Consider the following 21,577-nt stretch of genomic DNA (forward strand, 5'->3'; position numbering starts at 1 on the left):
ATAAAAAAATAGAAAAATTAAAAAAATCTACAAAAAGCGTTTCCAAATTTAATTTTTTCTGTTATGATATACCTGAAATTAAATAGAGGAGGTGTTATTAATGGAAGTGGAAATTGGGAAAACTTACATATGCCAACCAGTAGGATTCACAAGAGAAGTCACAGGATTTGTCGAACATACATATACGAACACAGTCTTAATTTCTGTGGCGGAATGTGAGCATTGTGATCGACCACAAGTGATTGAAGCACAAAATCGCTTATTGGTGCGCTATGAAAATATTCGCGAAGTTGCGGTGGTAGCTTAACAAATGACAAATTTCTAGTGAAAACTAGAAAAACAGGAATTGTCATTTTAAAATGAAATATAGGTAAAATAAAAAGACTTCAAGTAGCCTATTACTTGAAGTCTTTTTAGTGTATCGCTGGTAAAAGGATTGGTTTTACAATGAATAAAACTAATACTCTCAGACTAATACTGCTTAAAAGCAAAAGGATTTCCTGTGTTTTTAGCCAACACCAATAACAAAGTTCAATAATTTATCGGAATAAGTGACTTTTTCTTTGGCATCATGAATGGTTTTGTTTAACGTTCCCATTTGATCAGTGATGATGCCGTCTACTTCGTAAAAAATCATGCGACTCATGTCTTCACTACTATTAGGAGTCCATACAAAAACTTTTTTACCATCTTCTTCTGCTGAAGTAATGAAGTTATGGTTAATGGTTGAATATTCCATTGTTAAAAAATCAGCTTTTGTAATAGGAGGACCAACGACATTAAAAGGTAAAATATAACCTACTGTTAGCTGAGGCGCTTTTTCTTTTAGTGATTCAACAATGGAAAAAGCTAGACTTTGGATCAGATGGTGTTCTGACTGAATTTCATTTTGATACTTTTTCAAAAAGGTATCCACGATCAATGTCGTATCTTTTTGTTGGGTTTTAATTTCTACTAATAATTTTTGATTGAGCCGTTTTGCTTCAGCTAAATATGTGTCAAAAGTTGGGATTTTTGCGCTTTTACCATTTTCATGCAAAGTAACTTGTTGAATTTCAGCAAGGGTCATTTGCTCAGGTACGCCTTTTACAGCGGCTAAATTTTTTAAATTGAAATCGTGCATCACTACAAATTGATGATCTTTTGTCATTTGGATATCCATTTCAATATAATCAGGATGCCACGTTTGACTCGTTTCTTCTAACGCTTCTAAACTATTTTGAACACCATTTTTGTCACTAACACCTCGGTGAGAAATTGTCACAGGAATCTTTTCGATTTCTTGGTCCAGATAGTCTAAATTATATAAACTCACACCCACCCCAAAAAGTATCGCAGTGAAAAGTAAAAGTGTGTTTTTAACACTTTCAAAACGAGGTGTTGGTAAATCTTCTTGGTAAAACCAATGAGGGATGTCTGGTAAAAAGCCTTCATCGTTCATAAAGTCAATAATAATATAAAAAATACCAACAGTTGATAACACCAAATTTACTAATAGAAAAAATTGCAATAACGTCATGGCAAAAACAGCGCTAATAAGTGCATAATCGGGGAAAAACTCTTCCACTAGTGCTTGAGCACCTACCACGACAGTAAAACTAATTCCGGTAATTAAAAGAATTGCCCCGCCAATAAAAATAAAGCGTCCCACAATTGCCAAAAAGCGGCGCTTGGTAATTAATAAGCTCTCTTTGAAAGCTTCTTTAAAGGGACGGTCCCGTAAAATCATTTCCGGTAGTGCAAAAATGAGTCGTATCCCAATATAAATTAAAATTAGATAGAAGAGAACAAAAGCTGAGATGATTAACAAACGATTGGTAAAAATAAAGTCCATGATAAAGGCGGGAATTTTAATTCGCGCCAATAAATCAGAATTAAAGCTCAAACCGCCGATTGGCAATATGAGTAAAAAATAGAAAAGAAAAAATAAGAATACGCTGGGACGTAATTTTTTTAATTGAATCGTTGTCATCCGTAATAGCTGTTTTAACGAAACGGCTTGCTTTTTTTCAATGAAATAGACACTTAATAATAAAAAAGTAAATTCAAAGAAAACGAGTAGCAAAATAAGAAGTAGTAGGGCGACTAATAAAAATGCTACTGCTGGATGCTGTGTAGCAATTTCGCTTAAATTATCATAAGAGATATACTGAATCTGCCCACGTTTTAAAATAAATTTAGTCGAACTGCTTAGCAGGGGAATAACTACAAATAAAATAAAACCATGCATTAAAAGCACATCACGAAAGTAAACATTTGTTTTTACTAAAAAGTCCCACGTATTTTTCAACGAATCTTTTAAATATTTCATCTTCATCACCTATTTCCATTGTAGCTGAAAACCAAGTTTCAACAAAGAAAAGCGAATAGTAAAGCCAACAAAAAAACTCGAACACTTTTGATTAGAACTACTTGCTTAAAGGAAGCGTAGAACTTTCAAAAGTGGTCGAGTTTTTATAGTAGATTTAACCCAGCAAGCCCGTTAAAAAGGAACCGCCATAAATTAAAGCCATACTATATAAGAAAATAGAAAGTGGCTTAGCTAATAGGATAATCCAGATGTACTTTTTAACTGAAATATTGGTCAAACCAGCCATCAAACAAAGCGCATCATCTGGTGCTACAGGTAAGAAGATGGCTAAAGCAAATAACTTTTCAAAGCGACTTTGGTTGTCTAACCAACCAATATATTTGTTATACGTTTTATCGCTAATCATACTTAAAATAAATGGCTTACCGTAACGACGTCCCAAAAGGAAAATAATAATGGAACCGATGCAAATACCGACATAGTTATAAATAAAACCGGCAAAAGGACCAAATATTAAGACACCCGCAGCACTAGAAATGCCGCCAGGAATAATCGGGATCACTACTTGTAAAATTTGTAAAAGGATAAAGATGATAGGACCTAAGATAATAGAGTCGCCAACTAAACCTCTTAGGGCATTTATATCTTTAAAGACACCTAAATTAAAAAAATAGATTGTTAAAGCAATTGAAATTAAAATACCCACGATAGAAATCGTATTAATGATTTTGCGAGAAAGAGCGATACTCATGGTCTCATCTCCTTTGTTTGGTATACTTGTATTATACAAGGTTCTTTTTTATTTGCCCTCGTTTTTGTCTGACAAAAAACAAACAAAAATGTAAGAGAGGTTAAAAAAGTTATTTTAACCATCTGTATTATAAGCGCTTTTACTAGGTATTACCATCATACTAGAGTCTGATTTATAAAAACTAAAGATTTTTTAGTCTATTTGTTTTGTTTCTAGTTTACAGAAAAAAATTTTAGGTGTACACTCAATTTGTTAAATATTTCGGTTAACCTAAAAATTAATTAAGTTATATAGAAAAGAGTGATAGGATGAGTCATAATAAAGAAAAATTAATTGAATATGCCAACGGCCCTAGTTTAGAAGAAATTAATAATACCGTGGATGTCCCAAAAGATGCGAGTTTTTTTAGGACCTTGTTGGCTTATAGTGGCCCAGGTGCCCTTGTTGCAGTGGGCTATATGGACCCAGGTAACTGGATTACTTCAATCGCCGGGGGAGCAGAATATAAATATGCTTTGTTGAGTGTGATTTTATTATCGAGTTTAATAGCGATGCTTCTACAGAGTATGGCAGCAAAATTAGGTATTGTTACCGGACGTGATCTAGCTCAGGCAACCCGCGAGCATACTTCTAAAAAAACCGGTTTTGTTTTGTGGGTCATTACAGAGCTTGCTATTATGGCAACTGATATTGCAGAAGTTATTGGGGGCGCAGTTGCGTTACAATTATTATTTGGGCTGCCGCTACTAGTCGGGGTATTGATTACGACATTAGATGTTTTATTATTGCTATTATTAACCAAATTAGGTTTTCGAAAAATCGAAGCAATTGTGGCTGTCTTAATTGCAGTGATTTTTATGGTTTTTGCTTATGAAGTTGCTCTAGCTCAACCTCATTTAGGTGAAGTATTGCGTGGCTTTATTCCAGATACAAAAATTGCGACAGATAAATCAATGCTTTTATTAGCGTTAGGGATTGTAGGGGCAACAGTTATGCCGCATAACTTGTACTTACATTCTTCTATTTCCCAAGCTCGAAAATTTGATCGCAATGACGATGAAGAAAAAGCACGAGCAATTAAATTTACAACTTGGGATTCTAATATTCAGTTGACAGTCGCTTTTGTCGTTAACTGTTTATTATTGGTTTTAGGTGGTGCATTGTTTTATGGGACTAATAGCGACTTGGGTAAGTTTGTCGATTTATATGATGCATTAAAAGATCCAAGTATTGTAGGCGATATTGCCAGTCCTCTTTTAAGCACTTTGTTTGCTGTCGCTTTATTAGCTTCCGGTCAAAATTCGACAATCACAGGTACGCTTTCTGGTCAAATTGTGATGGAAGGTTTTATTAATTTAAGAATGCCTTTGTGGATGCGCCGAGTGGTCACACGATTACTTGCGATTGTACCGGTTATTATCTGTGTCATTTTGTATGGCGGTCGTGAGTCTGCTGTTGAAGATTTACTTTTATATACGCAAGTGTTTCTAAGTATTGCCTTACCAATTTCTATTATCCCCTTGACTATTTATACCAGTGATAAAAAAATCATGGGGCGCTTTGCAAATCCAACGTGGATGAAAATTTTAGCTTGGATTATAGCAATTGTACTAACGCTATTAAACTTGTTTTTAATTTACAGTACGTTAACAGGGGCTAATAGTTAGATAGGAAGGTGAGGGGAAATGAACAAATTTAATTGTATTTTAGTTGCAGTAGATGATTCCAAGGATTCAAAGAAAGCTTTTGATTACGCGGTGACTTACGCTTTAGAGCATGAAGCAAAATTAACTATCACGACGATTTTTGAAATTAATCGTTTAAACGTCTATGAATATTTAACTAAAGAAACGATTGCAGCACATAAGGAACAGACAATTGCCATTGCAGAAGATTATCGCAAAAAGGCAATCGAAAAAGGGTTAAAAGAAGTCACAATTGTTGTCGACGAAGGATCACCGGCACAAACGATTTTAAGTACAGTTATACCTGCCGTTAAACCAGATTTGTTAGTATGTGGCTCTAAAGGAGATGCCAATCACACGCCACTTGTTTTAGGTAGTCAAGCGGCTCTAATGGCCAAAGAAGCACATTGCTCGGTTTTAATTGTTCGCTAATAGAGGTGTGACAGAAGCTGCTTCTTCGAAAATAAGACGGAATTCCTCGAAATTTGAAAAATAATTTCCGGGAATTCCGTCTTATTTCTTGAAGCTGGTCGCTTCTGTCATAATCTTTTTTTTAGCGCGGTGTTGCATTTAAAAACTAATGTTTCAACGAGGGAGGTAATCATAAAACCTGCTGCAATTGCTCCGGCTGTGATCACAACAATTTTTAAATTATCAAACGATTTTGTTGAATCCCCTAATACAAGTTCGCGAATTGCTTGGTAGGCAGGACCCCCGGGGACTAAAGGGACTAAGCTAGGAATGTTGAAGATAATCATAGGCATTTTTAGTCGGCGGGAGAAAAAAATACTCAAACAACCAATTGCGATTGCCGCAATGAAGTTAGCAAATCCCAATCCTTGCTCGTGTTGCCGTAATCCCCAATAGACCATCCAGCCAATCGCTCCGGTTAACCCGCAAGCTGCTAAAGAGCGCTTGGGAATATTAGTGATAATACCAAAAGCTACGGTACTAATAAAACTAAATAAAAAATGGATGCCATAAGTTATCATGCAATTCCACCTCCAAATAAAAGGAGCGTGGTGGCAATTCCGACCCCAATTGCTGCAGCGACAAACAATGCTTCGATTCCGCGGGCGGTACCGCTGAGTAGATCGCCGGATAAAATATCACGAAAAGAATTTGTTATCGCCACGCCCGGTACTAAAGGCATCACCGCTCCGATAATAATATGATCAACGTTATTTGCCAGTCCCAGTTTTACACTAGCAATCGCCAAAGCACCAATCACAAAGGCAGCAACAAACATATCTAAAAAGCGCATTTGTAACCATTTTTTAATATATACACCAGCTACAAAACCGATGCAGCCAATGAGAAAAGTAGGAATAAAATCGCGCCATGTCCCCCCAAAAATATACATTAATGTACAACTAACCAAGCCTGCTGCTAATGTTTGCCATAGAAAAGAAAAACTCGGTGTATCGTAGTTGACTCGTTTCAAGCGGGCGTTTAACTCATTTAAAGAGATTTTTTTTGCGGCAAACTCGCGGGAAAGGTGATTTACAGCAACAATTTTTTCTAAATTAATCGAACGTTCGTGTACTTCTTCTAGTTGTGAAAAAGAAGAATTACGAATACTCATAAACAGGCCCGTAGCCGTTACATAACTCACTGTATTGGCGATGCCGGCATTTTCTGCAATTCGATTCATGGTATCTTCCACCCGGTAAACCTCAGAACCATTTTCCATCATAATTCGACCTGCTAATAAACAGGTGCTTAAAACCAATGCTTCTTTCATCTTTTTACCTCATTTATAAAGTTGCTTTTATTCTACCATTTCATTTTCAGAATTGCTTTTAATTTTTAGCAGGATAAAAATATTTGCTGTGTTCAAAAAACGAATCGAAATAAATGTCAGAAAATTAAGGAAATTTCTTTATTGCTTAAAATAAATTAATATAGATTTAATAAAAATAACGGTTGTAATAGCTTGTGAAATGCTTTAATATCTTTTTAAGATATTTTATGTCATATATTTATTGAAAACTATCGATTAATTTAGCATCCCTCGTTATCGTACGAATTTTTTTCTTTAAGATAGATAACTAGTTTTGAGGTATATCATTTCCCAAAAAATCTATTTTTGTTTACAATAAACGTATGAATGATAAATGTTATTATAAAGGAGAGGTGACTTTTTTATGCGTCGTAAAGTTTATACAAAAGATCAGATTTTGAAAGCTGCTTATGAAGTTATTTCAAAAGATGGTTTTAGTAAGTTTACAGCCCGTAATATTGCTAAAAAAATGGGAATTTCAACCCAGCCAATTTACTTAGAGTTTAAAAACATGCAAGATTTAAAAAATACGTTAGTTGAAACCGTGATGCGGGATCTACAAGAAAATGTATTTCCAATTGAACATACTGGCAATCAAATTGTTGATTTGGGTTTAAATTATATTAACTTTGCCCAAGAAAACCGCAATTTATATGTTGCCTTATTCGTAGACGAGTACGGTGGCGGTAAGATGATGCATGAGTTTTCTTATGAGTACTTTAAAAATATGGTGTCAAATTGCCCTGAATACGCTGACTTATCAGATGAATACATTAAAGCGTTGCATGACGGTACTTGGATTACCGTAACAGGGATTGCTTCTTTGATGTCTTCAGGTATTATCCATCCATCACAAGAGCAAATTGCAGAACTTATTCAATCTGCTGTAGATGGCATTTTGAAAATGGATGAACCAGAAAAGATTTTTAATCCGGAAGATTAATAAAAACGCAACTTGGCGTATAAGTGCGCGTGTTAATTGCTAAAGTGCTAAAATCACCTAGTCTAGATTTCCAGCTGCATTTTTATGATAGGTGATTTTTTCTTTAGGGTTAGTACGCGTTTTTTGACAGGTATTTCTTAATTGACTTTTTTTCAAATTTAGCGAAAATAAAAGAAGTGAGAACTTGGAGAGTTGGCAGAGTGGTAATGCACTGGACTCGAAATCCAGCGAGCCGGTTTACGCCGGTGCACGGGTTCAAATCCCGTACTCTCCTTATCGTACTTAGTACAACTTTTAGGCTGCTTGATCTTTATCAAGCAGCCTTTTTAAGTTGATTCTTCTGTTAACGCCTTTTGTAAAGTTGAGAGAAATTATTAAGAGAAAGTAAAGAACAATTTTGTAAAAAAGGTCATTTGGCAAATTCTATCGTAGGATTTTTAATTTTATGGTATGATAATTCCTGGTTTGTAAAAATGAAATTTTAATAATAGGACGTGAAAATATGTGTGGCATTGTCGGTTTTGTGAATAGCAAGGATCAAAAACAAGAAATTATTGAAGATATGATGGATCGCATCGTCCACCGTGGTCCTAATAGTTCTGGTAAATATACAGATAAAAATGTAGCATTAGGCTTTCGTCGTCTGTCAATTATTGACTTAGAAGGCGGTTCTCAGCCTATTTATAATGAAGATCGTAGTAAAGTTATTATTTTTAATGGCGAAATTTACAATTTTCAACCATTAAGAGAACAACTTATTGCAGCTGGCCACGTTTTTTCTACTCATGCTGATACAGAAGTATTATTGCATGGTTATGAAGAATGGGGTGCTGAACTTTTACAAAAAGTGCGGGGGATGTTTGCCTTTGCCATTTGGGATATTGAAAAACAAGAATTATTTGGTGCCCGCGATCATTTTGGGATTAAACCTTACTATTATGCAGAAATGAACGGTACGTTTATGTTTGGTTCAGAAATCAAGAGCTTTTTACCACATCCAGATTTCAATAAAGAACTAAATACAGCAGCGTTAAAACCGTACATGACTTTTCAATATTCTCCTTTAAATGGGGAAACATTCTTTAAAAATGTATATCGCTTACCAGAAGGTCATTATTATACTTATAAAGACGGTAAACTTACCATTAAAGAATATTGGGATGCTGACTTTACTAAAAAAGATGATCATTCTCGCGAAGAATGGGTCGATGAAATTGATAAAAGTGTTGAAGCTTCGATTGCAGCGCATCGAATCGCTGATGTTGAAGTGGGTGCCTTTTTATCCAGCGGTGTGGACTCAAGTTATGTAACTTCTGTCTTGCGTCCAGATCATTCTTTTTCAATTGGGTTTGATGATAAAACATATAATGAAGCTATTGAAGCTCGTAAATTAACGAAAATGCTCGATTTAAATAATACTGCCGCAGTAATTGATGGGGATATGTCTTTTAAGGCTTTTCCGCTTATTCAATATCATTTGGATGAACCAGATTCTAATCCTTCTTGTGTGCCGCTTTACTTCTTAGCAAATTTGGCATCACAATCTGTGCGGGTAGTACAATCTGGTGAAGGTGCCGATGAGTTATTTGCCGGTTACCAAACTTATGGTTTCCATACCAACTCAAAAATGGTGCGCGTTTTTGCTCAAGGGTTGAAAAAATTACCAAAAGGCATGCGTTATTCCATTGGCCGTAAATTTGGCCACATGAAAAATTTCCATGGTCGGATTCATTTATATGAAGCGACTGCCCCTGCCCGCGACTTCTTTATTGGTCATGCGAAAGTTTTTGATGAACAAGAAGCAGAAAGTTATTTAAAACCTGAATTTCAAAATGCCCCTTCTGTTAAAGAAATTATGAATCCTCATTTTGATCAAACAGAAGGTATTGAAAGTGAAGTTAACAAAATGCAGTATGTCGATGTGCATCAATGGATGCCAAAAGACATTTTGTTAAAAGCCGACAAATTATCTATGGCAAGTTCACTTGAATTACGGGTGCCACTACTAGATATTGAAGTGATGAAATTAGCACAACGAATTCCAGCAAAATATGTGATGAATCAAAACAATACAAAAGATGTTTTCCGTCAAGCGGCGAACCGTCATTTACCAGAAGAATGGGCAAATCGGGAAAAATTAGGTTTCCCAGTGCCGATTAAAGCTTGGTTAAAAGAAGATCATGGTTATGAAGAAGTAAAAGCGTTATTTATGGCAGATTTTGCCAAACAATTCTTCGATCAAGATAAAATCATGAAATTATTAAATGATCACCACGAAGGTAAAGCAGAAGTGCAACGTAAAATTTGGACAATCTTTACTTTCTTGACTTGGTATAAAGTTTACTTTATCGATGAAGAAATTCCAAAAGCAGAAGCTATTACTTACGAAACATTATAATAAAAAAAGCCAAACGCTCGCTGTTGTCTAGCAGTTGAGCGTTTGGCCTTTTTTTATAGTTTTAAGGCGTCACCGCTAATACCTACATCAACAATTTGCAAGTTGCCACAGGCTTCAAGTCCAGGTGAAATGGTGAAGCCGGTCTTTTTAAACTGAAAAGTAACCGTAGTGTCAGCATGAACAAACTTTCCTAATGAAGTGCCTGTTGAAGCATCAATTCCAGAAGGCACATCAACAGCCAGAATAGGTAGTTGGCTATGATTTATTTGGTCAATAACATTTTTAGCAGTTTCGTTTAACTCTCCATTAGCCCCAATGCCTAAAAAACTATCGATGATTAAAGTAAAACCCAAAAATGTTTCCAAATGATGCAAAATAGGAATCTCATAATAGTCGCAAATAGCGTATTGTTGTTGGCATTCAGTTGTACGATGAGTTAAGTTTCCGACAAAATAGACAGTAACATTTTTGCCAGCTAAATGAAGGAGTCTAGCAATAGCTAAGCCATCGCCGCCATTATTACCACTTCCACAGACGATTAAAACTTGTGAAAGGTCGTATTTTTCTTTTTCCGTCAGTTCATTAAAAACTGCTAATGCTGCTCTTTCCATTAAAACCATACTCGGAATACCAATTGTGTCAATTGTATACTGGTCACATGCTTTCATTTGCTTTGCATTCACTAATTGTGTCATGGTTACGCCTCCTGCTTTTGTTTTTGGATTGCTTTATGTTTATTGTAGCGGAAGTCTAACTTTTTGCCAAAAATCCTAAAGGGGACGTTTACGGAAAATCAAAAGACTTAGAGTCAATAATAATGTGATAAGCAAAACTGCAATCCAGACCGCAGGCCAATAATGATAAAATTCTGTTTTACCTGTTAACCAATTCAGCGAATTGCTTCCTAAAATAAAAGGATTATAATATGCGATTTTCTTTAATATACCACTAAAGCTACTGATTAAATAAAAACTAGCCAGAATCAAAAGGCTTTGCCCAGTGCTTTTAGCTAGTGTTGATGACAAAATCGTAGCTGCTAAAAAAATTGTTCCGTAGAGCCAAAAAGCAAAAAGCGGGAATAATAAATGAGGACTTTTATTATCATTAAAATAATAGGTAGTATAAGCAACGTTAACTAAAAAGGAACTGATCAAGGTTACAGACCAAATAAAAACTAAATAGAGTGCTTTACTAATAACAAAGACGTTGCGAGAGAGTCCTTTAGTAATAAAAGGTAATAGCGTGCCTTTTTCTACTTCATTACTAATCGTACCAACTGCCAATAATGCGATAGCCAATAAAACAAATTGTGATAAATTCTTATAATATTGTGTCCAACTATCTATTGATGTTGGAGTTGGTAAAGAAACGGGTAGGTCAGCTGGTAATAAAGAAGACATTATATCAGGCATAATTTTCGCTAGAAAAGGGGATAAAATTCCAACAGCTACTGCAATAATCAATAAGATGGGGATTTTTTTAGTACGCCAATTAGCGAAGCATTCTTTTATGAAAAAAAGCTTGATTTGTTTCATTTTGCCACCACCTTTAAAAAGATATCTTCTAATGTGGGTTCGACTAATTTTAGTTTGCGAGGTACAACTTTTAGCCTAGCAAGAGTTTCGACAATTGCCAATCCAGAATCTTCCTGATTTAAAACTGGGAGAAGTAGCGTTAGACTATCTTTTTTTTGTCCACCAAAAGCAGTATGTTTTAGGAAATAAGATCTGTCAGCTGTGTCTTTAAATTGCAGTTCATAGTACTTGTTATGTTCAGCTTTAATATTTTCTAGTGCTCCTTCTAATTGAATTTTACCCTCATTTAAAATAGCAATATGATCACAGATAGATTCAACATCATGTAAAATATGAGTAGAAAATAAAACAGTTGTTTCGTTTTTTAGATTTTTTAAGATAGTTAATACTTCTTTGCGTCCAATAGGATCTAATGCTGAAGTGGGTTCATCACAAATTAGTAATTTTGGATCGTTTAAAAGTGCTTGTGCTAAACCTAAACGTTGTTTCATTCCGCGTGAAAAACCACCTATTTTTTGTGAAGTATTGTTTAGACCAACTTTTGAAAGTAATGTGGGGATTTTAGCGGCTATTACGTTTTGTGTTAGGCCGCTAACCTTTGCGCATAAAGCTAAGTATTCTTTAGCAGACAGATAGTTGTAAAAAGCCGGAACATCCGGTAGATAACCAATGTTTTGATTGGTTTTGCTATCTCCGTATTTTACGGTCTGACCTGCGATAGTAACTGTACCACTATCAGCGGCTAAAAGCCCTAAAATAATTTTCATCGTGGTAGTTTTACCTGCGCCATTTTCTCCCACAAATCCATAAATACTTCCTGAGGGGATAGTTAAAGATAAATCATCTAAAATAAGACGTTGACCAATTTGTTTTTTTAGATTCTGAATGACAATCATAGATTCCATTTAATCTTCTCCTTTACCAAAAGCAAAATAAATAATTGGACCTAAAAAAGAAATAAAAGCACAGATGATAACCCAAAACACACGGTTGCCAAATTTATAATGAGGATGTTTGAATACATCGACGACAGCGTAAATTGCAAGTCCGATTTGTAAAATAATAAGGGGAATTAAGATTGGAATATATTCTTGAATGTTTAATTGCATAGCAATCACTCCTTGTCTTATAGTGAAACTTTTTTGTATTAATAATTATAATACAAAGTATACAAAAACACAAAAAAAGCCTTGAAATTCTCAATAAGAGAGTTTCAAGGCCGATAAAGCTTAATTTAGATGGCTAAATATTTTTCTAAATAATCAGCTAATCCATCTTCATCATTTGTTTTAGAAGTGATGTCATTACTAATAGCTTTTGCTTCGGGGCTGGCATTTTTCATAGCTACGCCCCAGCCGGCGTAATCTAGCATCTCAAGATCATTGTGTTCATCACCAAAGGCAATAATATTTTTACGATCAATCGCAAAAGAGTCCGCGATAATTTCTACTCCACGAGCTTTTTGAATGCCTTTTGCCACAATTTCTAAAATTGCATTGGGACCACCCCAAGTTCTAACATCGATATAGTCAGAAAACTGAGCTTTTAGTGTATCTGAAACAGTTTCGGCTAACTCGGTTTTGGTTTGAATTAACATCGAAGTGGGGTTTGTTTTTAAATTTTGAAGTAGATTATCATTGGTTGGTTTTTGGTTATCAAAAAGATATTCACTACCAAAATCTAGGCGATCAACGTAAAAAGTATCACGATTTTCCGCTGCCACAAAATCCAATTGTAAATCATTTTTTTGTTTTAAAATTTCAAAGACAATATCACGACTAAAAAGTGTTTCCGATTCAGAAGCCCATTTTGTATAAGGTACGTGAACTAAAGCACCATTAAAATTGACCATCGGTGTGTTTAATGCCAATTGGTGATAAAATTTTTCGCTGATACGAAATGGACGACCAGTCGCAATGCTGACAATATGACCACTAGCGACAGCTTTTTTTAAAACAGCTTCTGTTTTCGGGCTGATTTGAGATTGGGCATTTAAAGTAGTGCCATCTAAATCAATGGCAATTAATTTTTTGTTCATATCTATTTCTCCTTTCGTCTAAAAGATACGCTGTTTTAGTTTAACACATTTTGTTTTTTTCACAAGATTGCTAGTTTAAAAGTAAGATACCTTTAAAAAATGAGCATAAGAAAAAGGATTCGCTTTCATATTAAAACACGAACATTAATGAGAATATTTCAGTTGAATAAAGATAAAATGTTGTTTTTTAACTTTTGTAAAATTATAATCAGTCTTTGTTGGATGATAAATCCGAAATATGCCCTTATTCTTTTGTAGGAGTGAACAATTGATGGAAAAGTTTTTTAAATTAAAAGAAAGTAACACAAATGTTTCAACAGAATTTGTCGCAGGTTTAACTACCTTTTTTGCGATGAGTTATATTTTATTTGTAAATCCAACGATCTTATCAGCTTCAGGAATGCCATTTCAAGCGGTATTTCTAGCAACAATCATTGCTTCTGTGATCGGGACGTTAGTAATGGGACTTTTCGCGAATGTACCTTACGCGCAAGCTCCTGGGATGGGATTAAATGCCTTTTTCACATTTACCGTAGTATTTGGCCTAGGCTATACCTGGCAACAAGCGCTAGCGATGGTCTTCATTTGTGGTTTGATTAACATTTTTATTACCATTACGAAAATTAGAAAAATGATTATTCACGCGATTCCTGAAAGTATGCAACATGCAATTGGCGGCGGGATTGGGATTTTTGTCGCGTATGTTGGCTTGAAAAATGCTAACTTATTAAGTTTTAGTGCAGATTCAGCCACTATCACAAGTAGTGTGGTGGAAGGGGACAAAGCAGTCAATGTTACAATGAATGGTGGCATCGTGCCAGCTTTGGCTAATTTCAATAATGCACCTGTTTTATTAGCTGTGATTGGGCTAGTTTTCACTACAATTTTAGTTGTCCGCAATGTGCGGGGGGCTATTTTAATTGGGATTGTCGTTACAACTATTTTGGGAATTTTCATGGGTGTTGTGGATTTAAGTACAATTGATTGGAAAGCTAATTCATTAGGAAGTTCAATCAATGAGTTAAAGACCACATTCGGTGCCGCTTTTGGGGTAGATGGCATGCAATCACTGTTTAGTGATGCAAGTAAAATTCCTCAAGTTCTAATGACAATTATCGCCTTTAGCTTATCAGATACATTTGATACGATTGGAACCTTTATTGGGACTGGGCGTAGAACAGGAATTTTCTCTAAGGCAGATGAAGAAGCTTTAGAAGATAGTCGTGGCTTTAACACCAAAATGGACAAAGCATTATTTGCAGATGCAATCGCTACTTCTATTGGCGCAATCTTTGGGACATCTAATACAACGACATACGTAGAGTCTGCTGCTGGTATTGGCGCTGGTGGACGTACTGGTTTAACTTCAGTTGTGGTTGCAGGTTTGTTTGCTATTAGTAGTTTCTTTTCTCCGTTAATTTCGATCGTTCCCGCCCAAGCAACTGCACCAGCGTTGATTTTAGTTGGGGTAATGATGATGGCTTCATTTAAAGATATTGAATGGACCGATTTAGAAGAAGCAGTTCCCGCCTTTTTTGCCGCTATTTTCATGGGCTTTTGTTACAGTATTTCTTACGGGATTGCCGCAGGATTTATCTTCTACACAATTGTGAAGGTGATTAAAGGGAAATTCAATGAAATTTCACCAATTCTTTGGGTAGTCGATATTTTATTTATTTTAAACTTTATCATTTTAGCTGTTATTGCATAAATTAGTTAAACATATTAGTTAATAAACCGTCTTTTAAAGGGGAGATTAATTCTACCTTTTAAAAGACGGTATTTTTATGCCAATCGATAATTTCGATAAAATTTTTAAAATACTAAAATTAATTGTGGAATAACGAGCTTAAAATAGGGATAATTTTTACTTTTTTGAAAATTACATTAGCTTTCCAATTCACCTCTTTATAAAAATAGGCTATAGTAGTAGTGAAAGAGGGTTGACTATGAAACTGGATTGGAAACGAAATTTATTTATCTCATGGATTGGTTGCTTTTTTACCGGGGCGAGTTTTAGTTTGGTGATGCCATTTATTCCGCTTTACATCGAACAACTGGGCACACCTAAAAATCAAGTAGAGCTTTTTGCAGGGCTGGCTATTTCAGTGACCGCATTTGCTTCTGCTATTGTTGCACCTATCTGGGGAAACTTAGCCGATCGAAAAGGACGTCGTTTGATGATGATTCGTGCGGCAGTAGGGATGACATTTACAATGGGGTCGCTAGCTTTTGTTCCAAATGTTTATTGGCTGTTGATCATGCGTTTTATGACGGGAATTTTATCGGGCTATATCCCCAATGCAACAGCGTTAATTGCTTCGCAAGCACCGCGTGAAAAAAGCGGTTGGGCACTTGGAACCCTAGCAACGGGCGCTGTAGCGGGAAATTTGATTGGTCCTTCAATGGGTGGCGCATTGGCACAGGCATTTGGGATGGAAAATGTCTTTATTATTACCGGGACGGTTTTGGCAATCACGACAATTTTGACGATTTTCTTTGTGAAAGAAGATTTTGTCCCAGTTCAAAAAACTGATCTTTTGTCGGTCAAACAAATCTTTAGTCGTATTTCAAATGTTCAAGTTTTAATCGGTCTATTTATCACTTCTTTAATTTTGCAAGTTGGAGTGACAAGTATCAGTCCAATTTTAACGCTTTATATTAGGCAGTTGAGTGGTAACAGTGAAAATATTTTATTTGTTAGTGGCTTAATCGTGTCTATCGCAGGTGTGTCGGCAATTATCTCTTCGCCAACACTAGGAAAACTAGGGGATAAAATTGGCAATCAAAAAATCTTACTGTTTGGCCTAGTACTATCTTTTCTTTGTTTTATTCCGATGGGATTTGTTAAAACACCATTTCAACTAGGAGCTTTACGCTTTATTCTGGGCTTTTCAACTGGCGCTTTAATGCCATCGATTAATACGTTAATTTCTAAAATAACCCCACCAGAAGGCGTAAGTCGAATTTATAGCTATAATCAAATGTTTACCAATTTCGGTCAAGTGCTCGGTCCGATGGTAGGTTCTACAGTTGCCCATGGTATGGGTTATCGGGCTGTCTTTTTTGTCACAAGTGGTTTTGTATTTTTAAATATCTGCTTGTCGACATTTAATTTTCGCAAAGTTTTAAACCAAAGGCTTTAGTCTTTTGAAAAAACCCGTTACAATGTTTTGTAGCGAGTTTTTTTGTAGATAAAAGATTATCTGATTTTCGCAAGGGGAAAGTCTTATATAAAAAGGCGACTACTTAGGAGGACAGGTTTATTAAGCTTTTTTGTGAGATGAAAAATGAGGGAACAAAAAAAGATTGCATCGCTGCAATCTTTTTAGTCAGTTACACCAGAAGGTAAAACTGTTTGTTTATGCGTGTTTCTTTTTGGGCGTAGCCACTTCAGCAATGAGGATAATGATGATTCCTACAATTAGAGAAATGATTGAGCTTAGTTTAAAATCATAAGTGCCGCTGTTTAAAGCACTACCTAGGTAGCCAACGACTTGACCCAAGATATACGTCCAAAACAAAGTAACCAAATATTTCATAGCAGACACCTCTTCTCTTGCGGGTTTCTCGAATACAGTGTACCATATTTTTCTTGAATGTAAAGTTTTCAAGTTTTTTCAAAAAGGAGGACATACAGTGTTACCGCAATTATATACCGTGACCGCTTATTCCTTACTACAAAGTACGATTGAAATTACACGTCTAGTAGAAGTAGCCAAACAAAGAGGTTACGATACATTAGGTTTATGTGATCGTAATGTCTTAGCAGGCGCAGTTTCTTTTTATACTGCGTGCCATAATGCCGGCTTAAAAGCTGTAATTGGTTTACATTTAGACTATTATTCTCCGGTCCAAAACGGAGAAAATGAAATTTTGCTCTTTGCTAAAAATCTAGCGGGCTATCTCCAATTAATTGCGCTAAGTAGTCAAAAAGAAATCAAAGGGCAAGTGGATCTGGCTGACTTTGAATCTTTAACAGACGTCTATGCCATTTTACCACCCCGTAATGAAATTCAATACTTTATCACACGTGAGATAAAAAAAGCTGAGGAACGGCTCTATTTTTTACAAAATATTTTCTCAAAAGACCAGTTTTTTTATGGTGTTTCACCTCGACAAGAACTGAGTGAAATGGAAATAGCATTTTATCAGGAGCACCAAGTTGAACCTTTTGCAATTAATGAAGTAAATACAATTGATCCTAGTGAAAAAGGCGCGATTGCCGTGATGGAACACTTGAAAAACGGCACTCAGCTAGAAGATTTAGCAGAATTAGAACAAGGTAGTGGGGAATATCTGCTACCGTCTGAACAGATTACCAGTTACTTTGCAGAAAACCAGCCGCAAGCTTTAGCAAACACAAAAAAAGCAGCAGCGATTTGTAGTCAATTTGAATTGCCACTACACCAAAAATTATTACCACATTACCCTATTCAAGCTGATGTAACAGCAGCTACTTTTTTGTGCAATCTATGTCAAACACAGCTAGAACAGCGTGTAAAAGAAGTAACAGTAGAGTATAGAGCAAGGCTTGATTACGAGCTGAATATTATTCATCAAATGGGTTTTGATGATTATTTTTTAATCGTCTGGGATGTAATGGATTTTGCCCATCGTAATAAAATAGTAACCGGCGCCGGAAGAGGTTCTGCGGCAGGGTCTTTAGTGGCTTTTGTGTTAGCTATTACAGATGTTGATCCTATTGAGTACGATTTACTTTTTGAACGTTTTTTAAATCCAGAACGCTATACGATGCCTGATATTGATTTGGATATTCCTGATAATCGAAGAGAAGAAGTTTTGCATTATGTAAAAGAAAAATATGGGACTTATCAAGTGGCACAAATCGCTACTTTTGGGACGATGGCAGCCAAAATGGTTTTGCGAGATGTAGCCCGCGTTTTTGGTTTGTCACAAAGTGAGGCCAATCGTTGGAGTAAAGCAGTACCCAATACACTTAAAATAACCTTGAAAAAAGCTTACGAAGAATCAAGTAATTTAAGAGAACTTGTCGCTCGCAATGAGCGTAATCGTCAGCTTTTCCAAGTGGCATTAACATTAGAAGGTTTACCGCGACATGTATCCACCCATGCAGCTGGTGTGGTTATTAGTGACCAGAATTTGCAACAGTTAATTCCGTTACAAGCAGGTGCTAATGATATTTTACTAACGCAATTTACTATGAATGATGTAGAAGCAGTTGGTTTATTAAAGATGGATTTTTTAGGTTTGCGTAATTTATCGATTATTGATGATACGTTAAAGGGAATCAAAAAAGTTACCGGAAAAGAACTTTCGCAAAAAGATATTCCTTTAACAGATGAACCTACACTTAAGTTGTTTCAGGCTGGGAATACGGCGGGGGTTTTTCAATTTGAGTCAGCAGGAATTAAAAACGTCTTGCGCCGCTTAGGTCCTGAGAATATTGAGGAAATTGCCGCTGTTAATGCGTTATATCGACCAGGACCGATGCAAAATATTGACCACTTCATCAAACGTAAAAAAGGTCAAGAAAAAGTAACTTATTTAGATGACAGTCTGATACCAATTTTACAAAATACTTATGGCATTATGGTCTATCAAGAGCAGGTCATGCAAGTTGCCGCTCAAATGGCTGGCTTCACTTTAGGGCAAGCCGATATTTTACGACGTGCTATAAGTAAAAAGAAAAAAGATGTTTTAGATGAAGAACGTCGCCATTTTGTAAACGGGGCAGTAAAGATCGGTCATAGCCAGGAAAAAGCCAATAAAGTCTATGATTATATTGAGCGTTTTGCAGATTACGGTTTTAACCGCTCCCATGCTTTTGCTTATTCTTTTGTCGGCTTTCAAATGGGCTATTTAAAAGTTCATTATCCTGCGCCTTTTTTTGCCGCGCTCCTTCATTCGGTTCGTAATAATACAACGAAAGTGAAAGAATATTTAACAGAAGCCAAAAAACAAGGCATTAAAATTTTACCCCCTTCCATTAATACTAGTAGTTTCAGTTTTTATTTAGTGAATAATGAAGCGATTCGTTTTGGACTAGGTAGTATTAAAGGGACGCGGCGTGATTTTATTGCGGCAATCGTTGCTGAACGCAAGGAAAATGGCCCGTTTCGTTCATTAGATAATTTTTTATATCGTCTGCCGGCAAAATGGTTAAAACTTGATTTGATTCAACCTTTAGTTGAAATTGGAGCTTTTGATGAATTGGAAAAAAATCGTCGTCAATTAGTAACAGGATTAGATAGTAAAATTCAAAATATCGAATACAGTGGGGGCAGTATGGATTTATTAGATATTATGGCACTAAAACCCACTGAAGTTAGTGATTATACTTTAACGCAACGCCTTGATTTGGAAGAACAGTACTTGGGTGTTTATGTTTCTGGTCACCCGACAGAAAGTTATCCCCTTTTAAAAAAAGAACGACAAGTACAACTAATTAGTGATTTATTACCAAAACAAAATGTTCGTCTTCTTTTATATGTCCGAGGAATTCGGGAAATCCGCACTAAAAGGGGAGAACAAATGGCTTTTGTGGAAGCTAATGATCCAACCGGAGAAGTAGCGTTAACCCTTTTTCCTAATGTCTATCGCCATGTGCGACAAACATTTGCAGTAGACGACGTCGTCTATGTAGAAGGAAAAACAGAGATCAGCACATATAATCAAGAAATGCAGGTAATTGTCGATCAAATTGTCTTAGCGCAGCAAATAAAAGAACTAAAAATCGCGCCAACTTGCTATCTCCGCTTAACTGGTATAGCTGATCCAGACAAGCAATTAAAAGAATTGTATGCCTTAATTAAACAAGCGCCTGGCGCAAGTAAAATAATACTTTTTTATGAAAAATCAAGAACTAAAAAAATACTGGCTGAAAAATATCAAATTGCTGATAATCCTAATGTAAGGCGAAGTTTGGTAGATATTTTTGGTGAAAATAACGTAATTTTCAAGTGACTTTCAGTAAATTTTACTTTTCGTTTTCAATTTTTTCAATTTTCTGCTCGTATCCCAAGACATTTTGGTTTTTTAATGGTAAAATGTACAACGTGGTTAATGCCAAAATGGTATTATTTAGGGAAACCTAAAAATATTTTAATGAGGTGAAAATGTAGATGAAACGCATCGGAATCTTAACCAGTGGCGGTGACGCTCCTGGTATGAACGCAGCAGTCCGTGCGGTGGTCCGTAAAGCAATCTTCGATGGAATTGAAGTATACGGAATCAATTATGGATATGCCGGTTTAGTAGCTGGTGATATTCGCCGTTTAGACGTTGCAGATGTTGGAGATAAAATCCAACGTGGTGGGACTTTCCTTTATTCAGCCCGCTATCCAGAATTTGCTACGCAAGAAGGACAATTAAAAGGTATTGAACAATTGAAAAAATTCGGCATTGAAGGCTTGGTAGTTATTGGTGGAGATGGCTCTTATCATGGCGCAATGGCGTTAACACGTCATGGTTTTCCTGCTGTTGGTATTCCAGGTACAATTGATAATGATATTCCTGGAACTGATTTTACAATTGGTTTTGATACAGCAATCAATACAGTCTTAGAATCAATCGACCGCATTCGTGATACTGCAACTTCGCACGTACGTACTTTTGTAATTGAAGTTATGGGTCGTGGCGCTGGCGATATCGCTTTATGGTCAGGTGTAGCTGGTGGTGCTGATGAAATTATCATCCCAGAACATGACTTTGATATGGCAGCTGTAGCAAAACGGATTCAAGATGGACGCGATCGTGGTAAAAAACATTGTTTAATCGTTTTAGCAGAAGGCGTTATGGGCGGAAATGAATTCGCTGATAAGTTATCTGAATATGGCGATTTCCATACCCGAGTTTCTATCTTAGGACACGTTGTTCGTGGGGGTTCTCCAAGTGCGCGTGACCGGGTCTTGGCAAGTAAATTTGGAGCTTATGCGGTGGAATTACTTGAACAAGGTAAAGGTGGCTTATGTATTGGTATTGAAGACAATAAGGTTGTCGCCGCTGATATTATTGAAACGCTTGAAAGTAATAAACATAAACCTGACTTAAGTTTGTATGACTTAAATAAACAGTTATCATTCTAATTGACAGCTACTAAAAGATAATAAAACAGCTATGGTTGTTTTAAATAAAGGAATAGGGGCGTTT

The 21,577-nt window shown here is 35.9% G+C and carries 19 protein-coding genes and 1 tRNA gene; 10 read left to right on the plus strand and 10 right to left on the minus strand.

Going from position 1 to position 21,577, the window contains the following annotated elements; all coding sequences use genetic code 11:
* Positions 1 to 100: 100 nt before the first annotated feature.
* Positions 101 to 307, plus strand: coding sequence for a hypothetical protein (locus tag RU96_RS07410; protein ID WP_071864903.1), 207 nt, complete (start codon positions 101 to 103; stop codon positions 305 to 307).
* Between the two features lie 201 nt (positions 308 to 508).
* On the opposite strand, the gene RU96_RS07415 is transcribed toward RU96_RS07410, so the two are convergent.
* Complete coding sequence (locus RU96_RS07415) at positions 509 to 2,311, minus strand: glycerophosphoryl diester phosphodiesterase membrane domain-containing protein (protein ID WP_071864904.1); 1,803 nt, start codon at positions 2,309 to 2,311, stop codon at positions 509 to 511.
* A gap of 154 nt (positions 2,312 to 2,465) precedes the next feature.
* A complete protein-coding gene (locus tag RU96_RS07420; protein ID WP_071864905.1) occupies positions 2,466 to 3,062 on the minus strand; it encodes a TVP38/TMEM64 family protein in 597 nt (198 codons plus the stop codon).
* A gap of 308 nt (positions 3,063 to 3,370) precedes the next feature.
* Here RU96_RS07420 and RU96_RS07425 point away from each other — a divergent pair, with 308 nt between their 5' ends.
* Together RU96_RS07425 and RU96_RS07430 are read left to right on the plus strand one after the other, a co-directional pair.
* Positions 3,371 to 4,729: an Nramp family divalent metal transporter gene (locus tag RU96_RS07425; RefSeq protein ID WP_071864906.1), complete on the plus strand. Its 1,359-nt coding sequence runs from the start codon at positions 3,371 to 3,373 to the stop codon at positions 4,727 to 4,729.
* An 18-nt stretch (positions 4,730 to 4,747) separates the two neighbouring features.
* Positions 4,748 to 5,179 (plus strand): universal stress protein, encoded by a 432-nt coding sequence (locus tag RU96_RS07430; RefSeq protein WP_071864907.1) that lies wholly within the window; start codon positions 4,748 to 4,750, stop codon positions 5,177 to 5,179.
* 107 nt (positions 5,180 to 5,286) lie between these two features.
* Here RU96_RS07430 and RU96_RS07435 read toward each other — a convergent pair whose 3' ends face one another.
* Together RU96_RS07435 and RU96_RS07440 are read right to left on the minus strand one after the other, a co-directional pair.
* Positions 5,287 to 5,739: a threonine/serine exporter family protein gene (locus RU96_RS07435; protein ID WP_071864908.1), complete on the minus strand. Its 453-nt coding sequence runs from the start codon at positions 5,737 to 5,739 to the stop codon at positions 5,287 to 5,289.
* On the minus strand, positions 5,736 to 6,491 hold the full coding sequence (locus tag RU96_RS07440) for a threonine/serine exporter family protein (protein ID WP_071864909.1): 756 nt from the start codon (positions 6,489 to 6,491) through the stop codon (positions 5,736 to 5,738). The genes RU96_RS07435 and RU96_RS07440 overlap by 4 nt, the downstream gene beginning before the upstream one ends.
* A gap of 403 nt (positions 6,492 to 6,894) precedes the next feature.
* Between RU96_RS07440 and RU96_RS07445 the strand changes: the two genes are divergently transcribed.
* The 3 genes from RU96_RS07445 to asnB all read left to right on the plus strand — a co-directional run bounded on the left by RU96_RS07445 (position 6,895) and on the right by asnB (position 9,871).
* Positions 6,895 to 7,473, plus strand: coding sequence for a TetR/AcrR family transcriptional regulator (locus RU96_RS07445; protein ID WP_071864910.1), 579 nt, complete (start codon positions 6,895 to 6,897; stop codon positions 7,471 to 7,473).
* 186 nt (positions 7,474 to 7,659) lie between these two features.
* Positions 7,660 to 7,747: transfer RNA gene (locus RU96_RS07450), tRNA-Ser, on the plus strand.
* Between the two features lie 228 nt (positions 7,748 to 7,975).
* Positions 7,976 to 9,871 (plus strand): asparagine synthase (glutamine-hydrolyzing), encoded by a 1,896-nt coding sequence (gene asnB, locus RU96_RS07455; RefSeq protein ID WP_071864911.1) that lies wholly within the window; start codon positions 7,976 to 7,978, stop codon positions 9,869 to 9,871.
* A 53-nt stretch (positions 9,872 to 9,924) separates the two neighbouring features.
* On the opposite strand, the gene RU96_RS07460 is transcribed toward asnB, so the two are convergent.
* The 5 genes from RU96_RS07460 to RU96_RS07480 form a co-directional block, all read right to left on the minus strand.
* Positions 9,925 to 10,566: an NAD(P)H-hydrate epimerase gene (locus RU96_RS07460; protein WP_071864912.1), complete on the minus strand. Its 642-nt coding sequence runs from the start codon at positions 10,564 to 10,566 to the stop codon at positions 9,925 to 9,927.
* A gap of 75 nt (positions 10,567 to 10,641) precedes the next feature.
* A complete protein-coding gene (locus RU96_RS07465) occupies positions 10,642 to 11,406 on the minus strand; it encodes an ABC transporter permease (protein WP_071864913.1) in 765 nt (254 codons plus the stop codon).
* Complete coding sequence (locus tag RU96_RS07470; RefSeq protein ID WP_071864914.1) at positions 11,403 to 12,311, minus strand: ABC transporter ATP-binding protein; 909 nt, start codon at positions 12,309 to 12,311, stop codon at positions 11,403 to 11,405. Before RU96_RS07470 ends, RU96_RS07465 begins: the two co-directional genes overlap by 4 nt.
* Positions 12,312 to 12,515: a PLD nuclease N-terminal domain-containing protein gene (locus RU96_RS07475; protein WP_071864915.1), complete on the minus strand. Its 204-nt coding sequence runs from the start codon at positions 12,513 to 12,515 to the stop codon at positions 12,312 to 12,314.
* Positions 12,516 to 12,640: 125 nt separating this feature from the next.
* Positions 12,641 to 13,444: a Cof-type HAD-IIB family hydrolase gene (locus tag RU96_RS07480; RefSeq protein WP_071864916.1), complete on the minus strand. Its 804-nt coding sequence runs from the start codon at positions 13,442 to 13,444 to the stop codon at positions 12,641 to 12,643.
* Between the two features lie 271 nt (positions 13,445 to 13,715).
* On the opposite strand from RU96_RS07480, the gene RU96_RS07485 reads away from it, so the two are divergent.
* Positions 13,716 to 15,155: an NCS2 family permease gene (locus RU96_RS07485; RefSeq protein WP_071864917.1), complete on the plus strand. Its 1,440-nt coding sequence runs from the start codon at positions 13,716 to 13,718 to the stop codon at positions 15,153 to 15,155.
* A gap of 238 nt (positions 15,156 to 15,393) precedes the next feature.
* Complete coding sequence (locus tag RU96_RS07490) at positions 15,394 to 16,590, plus strand: multidrug efflux MFS transporter (protein ID WP_071864918.1); 1,197 nt, start codon at positions 15,394 to 15,396, stop codon at positions 16,588 to 16,590.
* A 216-nt stretch (positions 16,591 to 16,806) separates the two neighbouring features.
* On the opposite strand, the gene RU96_RS07495 is transcribed toward RU96_RS07490, so the two are convergent.
* A complete protein-coding gene (locus tag RU96_RS07495; protein WP_071864919.1) occupies positions 16,807 to 16,986 on the minus strand; it encodes a YjzD family protein in 180 nt (59 codons plus the stop codon).
* Positions 16,987 to 17,083: 97 nt separating this feature from the next.
* Between RU96_RS07495 and dnaE the strand changes: the two genes are divergently transcribed.
* Positions 17,084 to 20,392, plus strand: coding sequence for a DNA polymerase III subunit alpha (gene dnaE / locus RU96_RS07500; RefSeq protein ID WP_071864920.1), 3,309 nt, complete (start codon positions 17,084 to 17,086; stop codon positions 20,390 to 20,392).
* Between the two features lie 158 nt (positions 20,393 to 20,550).
* Complete coding sequence (gene pfkA / locus RU96_RS07505; protein WP_071864921.1) at positions 20,551 to 21,513, plus strand: 6-phosphofructokinase; 963 nt, start codon at positions 20,551 to 20,553, stop codon at positions 21,511 to 21,513.
* Positions 21,514 to 21,577: the final 64 nt, after the last annotated feature.

The sequence above is a fragment of the Enterococcus canintestini genome (genome assembly GCF_001885735.1).
Classification (GTDB): domain Bacteria; phylum Bacillota; class Bacilli; order Lactobacillales; family Enterococcaceae; genus Enterococcus_C; species Enterococcus_C canintestini.

What these genes read in the sequence shown, in the direction of transcription:
- RU96_RS07440 (WP_071864909.1), bottom strand. Translation starts at nt 6,491, where the DNA reads ATGAAAGAAGCATTGGTTTTAAGCACCTGTTTATTAGCAGGTCGAATT.
- RU96_RS07445 (WP_071864910.1), top strand. Translation starts at nt 6,895, where the DNA reads ATGCGTCGTAAAGTTTATACAAAAGATCAGATTTTGAAAGCTGCTTAT.
- asnB (WP_071864911.1), top strand. Translation starts at nt 7,976, where the DNA reads ATGTGTGGCATTGTCGGTTTTGTGAATAGCAAGGATCAAAAACAAGAA.
- RU96_RS07460 (WP_071864912.1), bottom strand. Translation starts at nt 10,566, where the DNA reads ATGACACAATTAGTGAATGCAAAGCAAATGAAAGCATGTGACCAGTAT.
- RU96_RS07425 (WP_071864906.1), top strand. Translation starts at nt 3,371, where the DNA reads ATGAGTCATAATAAAGAAAAATTAATTGAATATGCCAACGGCCCTAGT.
- RU96_RS07420 (WP_071864905.1), bottom strand. Translation starts at nt 3,062, where the DNA reads ATGAGTATCGCTCTTTCTCGCAAAATCATTAATACGATTTCTATCGTG.
- pfkA (WP_071864921.1), top strand. Translation starts at nt 20,551, where the DNA reads ATGAAACGCATCGGAATCTTAACCAGTGGCGGTGACGCTCCTGGTATG.
- RU96_RS07435 (WP_071864908.1), bottom strand. Translation starts at nt 5,739, where the DNA reads ATGATAACTTATGGCATCCATTTTTTATTTAGTTTTATTAGTACCGTA.
- RU96_RS07495 (WP_071864919.1), bottom strand. Translation starts at nt 16,986, where the DNA reads ATGAAATATTTGGTTACTTTGTTTTGGACGTATATCTTGGGTCAAGTC.
- RU96_RS07475 (WP_071864915.1), bottom strand. Translation starts at nt 12,515, where the DNA reads ATGCAATTAAACATTCAAGAATATATTCCAATCTTAATTCCCCTTATT.
- RU96_RS07410 (WP_071864903.1), top strand. Translation starts at nt 101, where the DNA reads ATGGAAGTGGAAATTGGGAAAACTTACATATGCCAACCAGTAGGATTC.
- RU96_RS07485 (WP_071864917.1), top strand. Translation starts at nt 13,716, where the DNA reads ATGGAAAAGTTTTTTAAATTAAAAGAAAGTAACACAAATGTTTCAACA.
- RU96_RS07470 (WP_071864914.1), bottom strand. Translation starts at nt 12,311, where the DNA reads ATGGAATCTATGATTGTCATTCAGAATCTAAAAAAACAAATTGGTCAA.
- RU96_RS07430 (WP_071864907.1), top strand. Translation starts at nt 4,748, where the DNA reads ATGAACAAATTTAATTGTATTTTAGTTGCAGTAGATGATTCCAAGGAT.
- RU96_RS07415 (WP_071864904.1), bottom strand. Translation starts at nt 2,311, where the DNA reads ATGAAATATTTAAAAGATTCGTTGAAAAATACGTGGGACTTTTTAGTA.
- RU96_RS07480 (WP_071864916.1), bottom strand. Translation starts at nt 13,444, where the DNA reads ATGAACAAAAAATTAATTGCCATTGATTTAGATGGCACTACTTTAAAT.
- RU96_RS07490 (WP_071864918.1), top strand. Translation starts at nt 15,394, where the DNA reads ATGAAACTGGATTGGAAACGAAATTTATTTATCTCATGGATTGGTTGC.
- RU96_RS07465 (WP_071864913.1), bottom strand. Translation starts at nt 11,406, where the DNA reads ATGAAACAAATCAAGCTTTTTTTCATAAAAGAATGCTTCGCTAATTGG.